This is a genomic window from Leptospira noumeaensis (genome assembly GCF_004770765.1).
GTDB lineage: Bacteria > Spirochaetota > Leptospiria > Leptospirales > Leptospiraceae > Leptospira_A > Leptospira_A noumeaensis.
This window is the reverse complement of the sequence record NZ_RQFK01000011.1, coordinates 502,729-515,130: the sequence shown is the minus strand read 5'-3', so window position 1 is coordinate 515,130 and position 12,402 is coordinate 502,729. Positions and strand designations below refer to the sequence as shown.

General features: G+C 40.0%; 11 protein-coding genes. 9 read left to right on the top strand and 2 right to left on the bottom strand.

Features of this window, described 5'->3' with window-relative positions; translation table 11 throughout:
* Positions 1-3: 3 nt before the first annotated feature.
* Together EHQ24_RS05600 and EHQ24_RS05595 are read left to right on the top strand one after the other, a co-directional pair.
* Complete coding sequence (locus EHQ24_RS05600; RefSeq protein ID WP_135600666.1) at positions 4-1,446, top strand: NADH-quinone oxidoreductase subunit N; 1,443 nt, start codon at positions 4-6, stop codon at positions 1,444-1,446.
* A 103-nt stretch (positions 1,447-1,549) separates the two neighbouring features.
* Positions 1,550-2,083, top strand: coding sequence for a cupin domain-containing protein (locus tag EHQ24_RS05595; RefSeq protein ID WP_135600665.1), 534 nt, complete (start codon positions 1,550-1,552; stop codon positions 2,081-2,083).
* 69 nt (positions 2,084-2,152) lie between these two features.
* Here the strand turns inward: EHQ24_RS05595 and recJ are convergent, their stop codons facing one another.
* Both recJ and EHQ24_RS05585 read right to left on the bottom strand, forming a co-directional pair.
* Positions 2,153-4,123 (bottom strand): single-stranded-DNA-specific exonuclease RecJ, encoded by a 1,971-nt coding sequence (gene recJ, locus EHQ24_RS05590; RefSeq protein ID WP_135600664.1) that lies wholly within the window; start codon positions 4,121-4,123, stop codon positions 2,153-2,155.
* Complete coding sequence (locus tag EHQ24_RS05585; RefSeq protein WP_002973855.1) at positions 4,111-4,431, bottom strand: bactofilin family protein; 321 nt, start codon at positions 4,429-4,431, stop codon at positions 4,111-4,113. Before EHQ24_RS05585 ends, recJ begins: the two co-directional genes overlap by 13 nt.
* Positions 4,432-4,581: 150 nt before the next feature.
* Here EHQ24_RS05585 and EHQ24_RS05580 point away from each other — a divergent pair, with 150 nt between their 5' ends.
* From EHQ24_RS05580 to EHQ24_RS05550, 7 genes are all read left to right on the top strand, one after another.
* On the top strand, positions 4,582-4,908 hold the full coding sequence (locus EHQ24_RS05580) for a hypothetical protein (protein ID WP_135600663.1): 327 nt from the start codon (positions 4,582-4,584) through the stop codon (positions 4,906-4,908).
* Between the two features lie 76 nt (positions 4,909-4,984).
* Positions 4,985-8,281 (top strand): efflux RND transporter permease subunit, encoded by a 3,297-nt coding sequence (locus EHQ24_RS05575; protein WP_135600662.1) that lies wholly within the window; start codon positions 4,985-4,987, stop codon positions 8,279-8,281.
* Positions 8,282-8,905 (top strand): inorganic pyrophosphatase, encoded by a 624-nt coding sequence (locus EHQ24_RS05570; protein ID WP_135600661.1) that lies wholly within the window; start codon positions 8,282-8,284, stop codon positions 8,903-8,905.
* Positions 8,902-10,227, top strand: coding sequence for a TolC family protein (locus EHQ24_RS05565; protein ID WP_135600660.1), 1,326 nt, complete (start codon positions 8,902-8,904; stop codon positions 10,225-10,227). The genes EHQ24_RS05570 and EHQ24_RS05565 overlap by 4 nt, the downstream gene beginning before the upstream one ends.
* Before the next feature lie 6 nt (positions 10,228-10,233).
* Positions 10,234-11,415 (top strand): efflux RND transporter periplasmic adaptor subunit, encoded by a 1,182-nt coding sequence (locus EHQ24_RS05560; protein ID WP_135600659.1) that lies wholly within the window; start codon positions 10,234-10,236, stop codon positions 11,413-11,415.
* Positions 11,416-11,465: 50 nt separating this feature from the next.
* The gene (lexA, locus tag EHQ24_RS05555; protein ID WP_135600658.1) at positions 11,466-12,074 is read left to right on the top strand and encodes a transcriptional repressor LexA; all 609 of its coding nucleotides are present in this window, start codon (positions 11,466-11,468) and stop codon (positions 12,072-12,074) included.
* A gap of 36 nt (positions 12,075-12,110) precedes the next feature.
* Positions 12,111-12,401, top strand: coding sequence for an LA_1448 family UV-C exposure upregulated protein (locus EHQ24_RS05550; RefSeq protein WP_135600657.1), 291 nt, complete (start codon positions 12,111-12,113; stop codon positions 12,399-12,401).
* Position 12,402: the final 1 nt, after the last annotated feature.

Here is a 12,402-nt window from a genome sequence, read left to right as displayed (position 1 = left end):
CCAATGTCATATACTCCTTCTGCCAATGATTTAATCGCAATCTCTCCCATGCTCATTCTTTGTGGCGTGGCATTACTTTCTCTTGTGGTACAGTTTTTTGTGCCCAAGGAAGAGGATTCCAAGTTACTTTGGGTTCTTTCGATCCTTGGAATTTTTGGTGCGATGTATGCTTTGTATCATACCACCAGTTCTCCAGGTTATGGTAAATTTTTTGGATCACAAGTTTCACTCAGTCCGCTGACTGTTTGGCTCAGTGCTATTTATTTGATAGCAGGTCTTATCACTCTTCTCATAGCTCCTCCATTTTTATCACAACACAAAACATTGTTTCCTGAGTTCTTTCCTCTCTTACTTTTTTGTTTGTCGGGGATGATGTTTCTAACTTCGGGTTATGATTTTATAGTCATTTTTGTAGGACTAGAAATTTTATCTCTCTCTCTATATGTAATGATTGGAATGGCTCGTTCTTCCGTATCTTCTTTAGAGAGTGCTATGAAATACTTTTTACTTGGATCTTTTAGTTCTGGGTTTATGTTACTCGGGATTGCTTTTTTGTATGGTGGATCGGGAACCACAAATCTGGATGGTGCCCTTCGTGGACTGTTTCTAAAAGGTTATGAATCCAATTTTTCTAAATTAGGTTTTGGATTATTTTTGGTAGGTGTTTCCTTTAAGGCAGCACTTGTACCTTTTCATTCTTGGACACCAGATGTTTACGAAGGTTCGCAAACACCAATCACTGGTTTTATGGCCAGCGCTGGAAAGGCTTCGGCTCTTGGTTTAATCATTGTATTGTTCAATCATGTCCCACTTGGGGCAATTGGTGAATCATGGAAAATCCTTATGGGTGTGATTGCACTTGTTTCCATGACTTGGGGAAACATTGTAGCTTTGAGGCAAGAAAATCTCAAACGAATGTTAGCTTATTCTTCTATTTCCCATGCAGGCTATATTGTTGCAGGGATAGTCTCTGGGGCGGGCCTTGAAGCATTGTATTATCTGTTTTCCTATTCCCTTTTGAATTTGGTGGCTTTTGCCATCATTTCTTATTTAGAACAAGGGAAACATGAAGTCACTGTAGAAGGAATCTCCCATTTGAGTGGAGAGTATCCTTTAACGGCTGTTTCCTTATCCATTGTGTTTTTATCTTTTGCTGGTTTTCCTCCCTTCATTGGATTTTGGTCTAAACTTTTCCTTTTGCAAAAAATCGCGGAATCCGATTTATTATTCAACCGAATCCTTCTGTTTGGTGCCGTGGCAAACTCTTGTCTCGCCTTCTACTACTATATGAAGATTACCATCCAATCCTATATGAAACAAGAAACGGGAAAAGTAGCAGGTGTGCGTGACCTGCCAAGTATGCCAACCCTTGGGTTTTTGGTATTTTTACTCTGTGTATTTTTTACAGCGGGTTGGTTGTTTTTCCAACCAGGAGCATTGTTGTAAATCAACCATTCTGTTATAACGGAAATACTTCCAGGATAACGAAAAAACGGGTTGATCCAAACAGCAGGAGCTAGAGGGTTGTCCATAAGTAGGTACTTTCCGTATGGCAACCATTATTAGAAAATCAGAAACCCTCACAGACAGCAATGAGATTAGAGCCTTCCTTGTTTCCAAGGGGCTTGTGTATGAATCTTATAAAACACCGGAAACTTTGGATTTGATCCTTGGACAAAAAGGATTAAACGATGCTGAAAAAGAAGAAGTTCTTTCTGGACTCGCATACCGTTTTGATCAGTTAAAAAAAGATCATGGATATAAAGCCAATGACCTTGTTGTCCTCCATGATGAAGTTCCTGGAATCCAAGATATGTTAGCTAAGTTTGATAAACTACATATTCATACGGATGAAGAAGTACGTTATATCATTGATGGTAGTGGAGTTTTTGGATTTATCATTGATGGAGAAAAGTTTGAAGTTCATGTCAGTAAAGGAGATTTTATCTCAATTCCTGCCAATACCAACCACTGGTTTACTCTCGACAAAAATTTAAGAATCAAAGCGGTTCGTTACTTCAAAGACAATTCAGGATGGACTCCGGTTTATGTGGATGAGTCCAAGGTTCTGGTTAACGTTTGATAAAAAGAAAATTCTTTCGAAGCCGAAGGAATTTTCAGAACAACTTAAAGATGTTTAGAAGGTAAAACTTTAGGATGACGCGGCAGAATTTTCTGCTGCAATCCCAAACCACTCGACAATGAACTGCAGGGTGGTTCTCCCTTGGTAAAAATTTTCTTCCAAACTTCCAACCAAATCAAAACTTCCATGTTCTGACATAAACTTTTGAAACTCTTCACCCTTATTCCAAATCATATACTTTAAAGAACCACTTCCAATTAAGTGAAACCGAACATGTTTTCCCCCGCTGAGTGGTGTTAGGTGGATGGCCTTCGCGTTACGAATGGCAAGTTTGATGTCTGGATTTCCCTGTCCAAATGGTTCCAAATCTTTCCATTCTTTGAGTAACCGGTCCCCCATTTCTTCTGTTAGAACTGTGAAATCTGTTTCAATGGAATGGGTGGTTTTTCTTTCTTTATCTTTGGATAACCATTCGCCTGCAGCCTTGTACAATTCAGCTTCGAAGGTTGGGATTTTATCGATTTGGATGGAAAATCCTCCAGCCTCTGGATGGCCTCCAAAATGTAAAAAATGGTGAGAAAGAGATTCTAGAAGTTCTAAAACATTTTCCTTTGCATAAGAACGAATGCTTCCTCTCGCATCACCATTGTCAGGTGCTAGGAATATGGCAGGTTTTTTATAGGTATCCACCATTCTTGTTGCTACAATCCCACTGACACCTGGTTCCATATCTGGTTCGTAACAAAATACAATTTCTTTGGTTGTCCGTTCTGGTTTTCTTGCGAAGTAACGTTCCACCCTGTCCATGTTTCGTTTGGTTCTTTCTTTTCGTTCTTCATTGATGGACAGAAGTTGTTTGGCCTTGGTTTTGGCATCCGTTACTGTTTCTGCCAATAGTAAGGAAACTGCTTCTTCTGTTTTCCCCATACGACCAGCGGAATTGAGAACTGGACCAATGGACCAACCTAGGTCTTTTGTGGTAACACCTTGGGGACTTAGTTTTAGTTCTTTTAAAAGTTCGGATAATCCTTTTCTCTTTTTATCACCTGCATAAAGTTTGGTGAGAGAGTTTAAAGCAAGTTTTACAAAATGTCGGTTTTCTCCAACAAGAGGCATCATATCGGTAATGGTTCCGATCCCTGCTAGGTCTATTTCTTCTTCTAAACTAGTAAAAAAGTCAGGGATCTTGGAACATTGGTAATAGAAAAGTTTTCGTTCCGTGTCAACCGGGATGGGTGTTACAAATTCTTCTGGATAGGGAAGGAATGATTTTTCATCTAAAGTAAGAGAGACGAGTGTTTCCCTTTTGATTTCGATTCCATTTTGGAAGTAGTGGGAAATCGTTTTTCCTGTTCCTTCTTCTACTTCTGATTTGACATAGATCCTACCAAATTCATCACTCAAACGAAACAAAATGGCTGATACTAATTTAAAAGATAAAACGGCTGTGCAGATTTTTTTTTCTGGATATACGGAATCGGTTCTTCTTGGGTTCACCAAGGAACAGTTAGTTGGGATTCGGACAGGGACTTCATGATGGTCAAGGACAATGACTTGGATTCCGGAATTGGTTAGTTCTTCAATTTCATCGGCTTGGCTAGAACCAAAGTCAAGTGTGACAAGTAGGTCTGGTTTTACTTTTTTGATTTTAACCAGTGCTTCTCTGCAAAGTCCATAAGGATCACTTTCGGAAGAAACCATAACTTCTAGGTTAATGGAACTAAACTCAGGATGTGATTTCAAAAAAAATGCAAACAAACAGGTGGAACTGACACCGTCAGAATCCCTATCTCCATAAAGCAGGATTTTTTTTCCTGCTTTTGCAAAACTCAAAATCAATTCAACGGCATTGGCTAAATCTGGTAATGAATAGGGAGAGTGTAAACAGGAAAAATCGGAACTAAGAAGTTCCTTCGGGTGGATGTTACGTAGGCCCTCTCTTTTATCGACTAAGTAACGTAAGAGGGGGCGTTTGGATTCAACTTTAGTTCGAACTTCGGCCAGTAATGGGCCAAAGTGAACCTTGGTTACATGATGCAATTGCCAATAATTTTGGAACCGAATTCGACTTCGAGTCCAGGAGTTTTGATATCGCCTACGACCTTACCATTTTTTTTAAGTTCTACTTTTTCTTTGGCGTCTACGTTTCCTTTTAGGTTTCCATGAACCACAAGGCTGCCAACTTCTACGTCAGCTTCTACATCACCGGTTTCATCAATGATGAGTTTTCCTTGGGAAGTGATAGTGCCTTTGAATTGCCCTTTGATTTTTAAAGTTTGATTGAAGGAAAGGGTTCCGCGAAACGTGATGTCGTCGCTAATGATGGTGTCTATAGATTCGTCTTTCATCGGTAAGGATAGTCTTGTTTGGGAGTTCCGTTTTGGCAACTACACAAGTATTTGTAACCAAAAGGAAATGTAAAAAAGTTCATATTTCAAGGGTTTTCTCTTGAGTCTCTGGGCCGATTCTTGAACCTGGGTCTCAGATAGGAAAAAATAGTGAAAATTAGGCGCTTCTGGAAGTCAGGGTTCATCCTGCTTTTAGCGGTTTTCATCAATCTGAATCTGGTCGACGACCGGTATGTTTCTCCTCTCGAAGATTTGGACTTTCAATACCAATCCTACGAGTTAGAAGAGACGACTCGTGTTCTTTCCTCATCTAAAGAATCCAACCAAGTTTTAAAACTTGTTCCCTCTCGTCGGATCCAACCTCCTGTAAAGATATCTGTCCTTCGTTGGTCGACACTTTCCACAGAAACTCTATTTTTTCCTGAAATTCTCATCTTATTTCACTTTCTATACCTTCCACCTCCATTTTTGGCTTAATCGTTGCATGTAGATTAGTCTTAAGTCCCAACCTAATTTTAGGTTTCGGGGTGTACTAGAATTTGAAATAGGAATTATGTTAGAAAAAATCATTCAGTTTTCCATTCACAAACGGGCCACAGTCCTTGTGATCACTGCAGTGTTGACCATTGTGGGATTTTATAATGCTCTCAATTTATCCATTGATGCCATTCCGGATGTGACTAACGTCCAGGTATCGGCGGTCACTTCTGTTCCTGGACTTTCTCCACTTGAGGTGGAACAATTTATTACTTATCCCATTGAACTAGAGTTTAACGGGATGCCAAAGGTGACAGAGATTCGTTCGATCTCAAGAACGGGCGTAAGTTCTGTGACTGTTATCTTTGAAGACGGAACAGACATATATTTTGCAAGGCAACTTGTAAATGAAAGATTAAAACAAGCAGAGAACTTTATTCCCAAATCATACGGGAGGCCAGAGTTATCACCCATTGCCACAGGTCTTGGTGATATTTATGAATTTGCCCTTGTATCAGAAAGTCATACTCCCGAAGAACTTAGAACGGTTATGGAATGGGAAGTCGCAAGACAACTTCGTTCGGTCAAAGGAATCATTGATGTGAACGTAGTGGGGGGAGATGCCAAACAATTCCAAATTAAAATTGACCCCAAACGTTTGTTATCTCATAATTTAACACTTTCTCATATTACAGAAGCACTGGAAGGTGCCAACGTCAACCTTGGTGGCGGTTACATCCAAAAAGACGAAGAACAATTTGTGATTCGCGGCGAAAGTCAATTTAAATCCATCGATGACATTGCAAGATTATCTGTTAGAACATCAAGAGATGGAATTCCACTCACCCTTGGTCAAATTGCTAAAGTGGAAACGGGACCTGCTCTTCGTTTTGGATTAAGCACAATGAACGGAAAACGCGAAGTTGTGGGTGGGACTGCCATGATGTTACTCGGTAGTAACTCCCTCCAAGTTGTTAGCCGTGTGAAAGAAAAAATGAAAGAGATTGAATCCCGTCTTCCACAAGGGATGAAAATTCAAGTTTATTATGACCGGTCTGAATTCATTGGCCGAACTCTTTCTACTGTATTTACCAATTTGGTGGAAGCTGCCATCATCGTTTTAGTTTGTCTCATTTTAACATTAGGTACTGTTAAGGGAGCCTTTGCTGTCGCCCTTGCCATTCCTGTTTCCATGATGGTGGCAACCATTCTTATGAACGCCTTTGGGATTGTGGGAAACTTGATGTCTCTTGGTGCTCTTGACTTTGGCCTTCTTGTGGATGGTTCCATTGTGATGTTGGAATCCACACTCCATGGATTTTTACTTCGTAAAAGTTTTTTACTTTCGAAAACTTCTGCCCAAGACATGGAAGATGGAATGGAGGAAGTCATTATGGAGTCCTGTATCAAAGTGGTGCGGGCTTCTGCTTTTAGTGTGGGGATTATTTTACTCGTTTATTTACCGCTCATGACACTGGAAGGAGTAGAAGGAAGGATGTTCCGACCGATGGCTATTACCGTTGCGTTCGCGTTAGGTGCAGCCCTTCTTTATTCCATTACTACGTTTCCGGCACTCATGTCTTATATTTATAAAAAACCAATTTTACATGAATCTGCTTTTTGGGACAAATTCCAACTCAAATATGGGGAAGTCCTTACTTATGGAATGAAATTCAAACGCCAGTTTACTTATGCAGGAATTGGTGTGGTATTACTCTCTTTTATACTCGCATCAACTCTTGGTTCTGAATTTTTACCTAGGATTGATGAAGGGGAAATCGCGATCGATATCAAAAGATTACCTTCCACAGCCATCAATCATTCACGTGATTTAAACCTGGAAATGGAAAAGGTAATTTTGAAATTTCCGGAAGCAGTCAGTGTTGTTTCTAGACAAGGCCGTGGTGAGTCAGCAGCGGAACCCATTGGATCGGAAGAAGGGGAAATGATGGTCAAACTGAAACCAAAGAAAGAATGGGTTTCTGCAAATGACCGTGAAGAACTGATGGAACTAATGAAAAATTCGGTGAACAATAGTGTTCCTTCTTCTTACATTAGTTTGTCGCAACCAATTGAAAACCGGGTCAATGCATTATTATCCGGTTCCAAAGCTGATATTGTAATCAAAATTTATGGGGATGATTTAAAATCCTTAAAGGCAATTGCAGACAATTACGCCTCCAAAATTAAAAAAATCCAAGGTGCTGCTGATTTACGAGTTCAGAAGTTACTTGGATTGCCACTTCTAGAAATCAAAATGAATCGCGGGAATATGGCTCGTTATGGGGTTCGAGCTGAAGAGGTGCTTACTACCATTGAAACTCTTCGCGTAGGAGCCAACGCAGGAAAGGTTTATGAAGGATATAAACGATTTGATCTCATTGTTAGGTTAGATGCGGATCTAACAGATATTGGTGTGATTGAAAATGTGCCCGTAATGACGGAACTTGGTGGAACCGTTCCATTGGGTCAAGTCACGGATATCACAATGACAGAAGGTCCGGCAGCCTTATACCACGAAGGATTGAAACGAAGAATCCTTGTGGAAGTAAACGTTCGTGGTCGAGATATGATTGGGTTTGTGAATGATGTGCAAGCAGCAACTCAGTCGATTGAATCTAGTTTGCCACAAGGTTATTATGTGGATTGGGGTGGCCAGTTTGAAAACTTCACTCGAGCGAAAAACCGATTGGCGATTGTGATTCCTATTGCAGGTGCCATTATTTTTGCAATGTTATTTATCGCATTTGGAAGTGTCTATTATGCATTGGGAGTTTTTATTCTAGTGCCTTTGTCGTTATCTGGTGGAATTTTATCCTTAGTGATTCGTGGCCTTCCTTTTTCCATTCCCGCTGGCGTTGGATTCATTGCTGCTGCTGGTATTTCCGTGTTAAACGGGGTTGTTTATGCCTCTGCATTGAAAGACCAATTGAAGGTGACTCGTGATCCTTCCAAAGCAGTTGTGGAAGCAGCCGTTTATACACTCCGAGCTGTAGCAACTACGGAACTTGTGGCCATCATTGGATTTTTACCTATGGCCATTGCATCCAGTGCGGGAGCAGAAGTGCAAAGACCGCTCGCAACAGTGGTTATGGGTGGGGTTCTTGTGGCGACCATCCTATCACGTTTTTTACTTCCCATTGCATTTGAGTTTTTAGTCAAACTAGCACAAAGACAAGAAATTAGACAGATGGAAAGAGAACGTAAGATGAATGAATACTTTGTAGAAGAAATGAAAAAATACAAAGCATCAGAAATTCATACGGATCACGGACATTCACACCATGATGAACCATATCAAAATGAATCATCAAATGAAGATGAATCTAAATCAAACAAACAAAATCAAAAATCAAAGAGAAAGAGGACTTAAATGAAACCGAATTATTACGTAGCACACCCTTGGCATGGACTCGAGCTTGGACCAAAGGCTCCCGATGAGTTAGATGTATTTATTGAACTCACACCGCAAGACACAGTGAAATATGAAATCGATAAAGCTTCTGGTTTCATCCGAGTGGACAGACCGCAAAAATATAGCAACCGTTCCCCAACTTTATATGGATTCATTCCGAGAACATTTTCAGGAGAAGCTTCCGGAAAACATTGTTCGGATGTAGTCGGAAGGCCAGACATCATTGGTGATGGTGATCCTATCGACATCTGCGTACTCAGTGTGAATCCTATCACTCATGGAAATATGATTCTAACTGTAATTCCTATTGGGGGACTACGGATGATTGATAAGGGGGAAGCTGATGATAAAATTGTGGCTGTCCTCAAAGGGGACGAAGTGTTCGGTGAGATCAAAGATATTTCAGAAGTTCCGAAAGCTCTCATCAATAAACTTCATCATTATTTTTTAACTTACAAACTAGATCCAAACTCTCCATCCACGGGAACTGTGGAAATCACAGAAGTGTATGACCGTAAAGAAGCCATCAAAGTGATTCAGTTTGGGATCGAAGATTATATAAAGAAATTTGTAACTGTATGAAGTTTTTAGGTAAATTTTTAATCCTATTCTTTTTTGGAATTCAATCTTACGCTGTTTTTCCGAAAGAAAAAGCAGTGTATGAACTCCATTCGAAAGATGAGTTGTTTTTTCTCGGGGAAGACTCTCGGGCCCAAGATTCGAAAGAAAAATGGAACCTAAACGAATTAGAAGATTTTGCTGTTACTAGCAATCCACTGTACCTTCGTGAAAAACAAAACATTGGTATGGCGAGGGGAGATATCATTACTGCCAGTTTGTATTACAATCCAATTGTGAATATGCAACAGCAGTTTATGGGAGCTTCCGCGAATGCAGCGACAGGAAGGCCAGAAACATCCCTTATCTATAACCAACCATTTGATATGAGTGGTGTGATTCCGCAAAGGGAAAAGGTCGCCAAACAAGAGTTTCTCGGAACAATTGCAAGTTTTCGAGACTTCGATCGTTTGTTTCGTCTTCGTCTTCGCCAAAACTTTTGGACTTATCTATATGTTACAGAACAGATCAATTACCAAAAAGAGTTTTTAGAAAACTACCAAGACCTTTTGGATTTAACCAAACTGAGAGCGGAAAAGGGAGATATTTCCTTTTTGGAATACGATCGTTTGGCTTTGGAACGGGTTCAAATCGAAAGGGAATACCGAAATGCAAGGATCCTGCGGGCGCAAGTGGTAAAGAATTTAAGAGTTCTTATCGGAATTTCGGATTTGAATTCCCCTTTGACCATTAAGGGGAGGTTGGAGTTTATTTCCACTCGTGAGTTTGGAATTGAAATCAACGATTTTGATATCGAAGAAAGACCAGACTTAGTGGCTCTGAAAATTCGCCAACAAAGAGAGAGGATGAATATCGAATTAAAAAAACGTGAAATCATTCCTCCTTTAACTTTGGGTGTAGAATTTTTAAATAAAGGCAATGAAAATGTAACGGGCGTATATGCGGCAACGGCTCTACCATTGTTTGATCGGAAACAAGGGGAAATTTTAAAATCAGAAGAGTCTTATAAAAAATTAGGATTTGATGTGGATGCCAAACGAAACGAAATCATTTCTGAAATTTCAGCAGCCATCAAAGAATTACAGGCTCGGGAATCACAGTTACTTGATTACCAAAAAATGGGATTACTCGAAAAAAACAAAGAAGTCCAAGAGAAGTCAAGGCTTGCTTACATTCGTGGTGCATCAAATTTAGTAACTTTTTTAGAGGCGGAGAAAAACTATCTCAGTGTTCTTCGTAGTTATTATGAAATCATTTATCTCTATTACAATGCTTTGGAAGGATACAAAGCTTCTATCGGAAAGATGGATAGCTCGGAGTTTTAAATTTATATGAAAACAGAATTCAATTTTAAGAGTATTAGATCTTTAAGTATCCTCGTTCTTGTGGGAAGTTTAGCATACTTTGGTTATACAAAGTTTTTTGGGGCTGGTAAAAAAACAGAAGCACTAACTGATGATAAATCTAAATTTGTGATCTCTCAAGAAATCCAAAAGAACCATCCATTTTCCCTAGTATATTTGGAAGAAAAGGCTCTGGAAGAAGAACTTCAACTCCCAGGCACTGTATCTTATGATATGAACAGTGTGGCCAAAGTTGGTTCTCGTGTGAGTGGACGAATTGTTCAAGTTTTCGTGAAGGAAGGGGAACATGTCAAAAAAAGTACAGCCCTTGCTTCCATCCAATCGGTAGAACTAGGAACAACAGAAGCCAATTACTTAAAAGCAAGAGCAAGACTAGAAGCATTAAAAGTCCAGGCTGATAGAGCAAAAGATCTTTATGAAAGAAAAGTAACCTCTGCGAAAGAGTACGAAATGTCCCTTATGGATTATAAATCAGTAAAGGCAGAGATGGAAACATCTCGAAATGCCTTAGAAAATCTTGGACTGAATGAAGTAGAAATTGCAAACTTAGAAGCAGGAAAATACAATTCCAAGAACTTATACATCCGAACACCAATTTCTGGGACCGTCACTGAAAGAGAAGCCATCATTGGTCAAGCTGTGAATGCACGTGATAATCTTTTTACCGTAGCTGATTTGAGTGTATTGTGGATCAACTTAGAAGTTTATGAAAAGGACTTAGCTTCCATTCGAGTGGGAAACGAAGCGAAGGTAATTCCCATTGGATCTAAAGATGATTCATTAAAAGCTGTGGTTTCTCATGTCGGAGATGTGATTGATCCCATTAAAAAAACAGCAGAGATTCGTTTGGAAGTTCGAAACTCAAAAGGCAGACTTCGTCCCGGACAAAGTGTGACAGCAACTGTTGTAGGTGCGATGGTAGAATCATCGGTAAACAAAGCGAAGGTGATCCCAGCTGATTGTATTCATAAAATTGAAGGTGAAAATTTTATCTTTGTTCGAAACACTGATGGATCCTTTTCTGCAAAAAAAGTGGGAGTGGGAAAAACTTATGATCACTGGGTGGAAATCACTACGGGTGTAGAATCTGGAGAAGCCATTGTAGAAGAAGGAAGTTTTGTTTTAAAAAGTGAGTATTTAAAATTATAACTCCTAGTTTTTTGTTGACATAACGCCCATTTCCTAGTTATCTGTTTAGTATGAAAGACCTCACGGAAAAACAAGAATCTGTCCTGCAATACATAACGGACACAGTGCGCGAGAAGGGGTTTCCACCCACCATCCGTGAAATGGGAGACCAATTTGGAATCACTGCCAAAGGTGCTTACGACCACCTTAAGGCCATTGAAAAAAAAGGGTACATCCGCACTTCAAAAAACCAAAGCCGGGCCATCGAACTTTTAAAAGGAAATGCAGATGAGGCACTCCTCGTCCGCGCTTCAGGAATTCCTCTCCTCGGCCAAGTGGCTGCCGGTTCTCCCATTCTAGCAGAAGAAAATATCGAAGAATACATTGCTGTTCCGGATGGAATGGCCGCCAAACCAGGAACCTTTGCCCTTCGTGTGAAAGGTGATTCTATGGTGGAAGCAGGGATTAGCGATGGCGACATTGCCATCATCCAAAAAAAAGATACAGCTAGGAACGGAGAAATTGTTGTGGCTATGATCGAAAACGAAGCCACTCTCAAGGTCTTTTACAAAGAGACAGATATGATCCGCCTTGAACCAAGAAATGCAAAATTAAAACCCATCCGCACCAAAAAGGCTACGATAATCGGAAAACTAATCGGACTCTACCGCATTTACTGATTGACCAAAGCCCCGTTCAGAGTGAGTTTAGAAGGGATGTCGAAACATCTCTTCTTTATTCCCTTATTTTTTATCCTCTCCGTTTTCCTCTCTTGCACTCCCAAAAAACAGGAAATTAATGCCTACGACCTCAAACGAGTTTTGGAAAGGTTTGCACAAAACAGGATCCAAACGGGGATCATGGCAGATACCAAAAGGCCAACTCCAACGGACAGTGCCCTTTTTGAAGAGGCTTGTGATGTTTACCGGTTGTCGGTGCCTGAAGCCAAAGAAATGTTAAAAAAAGAAAACAAAGCCCTTTACGAGTCAATTTATGGAAATGAATAGA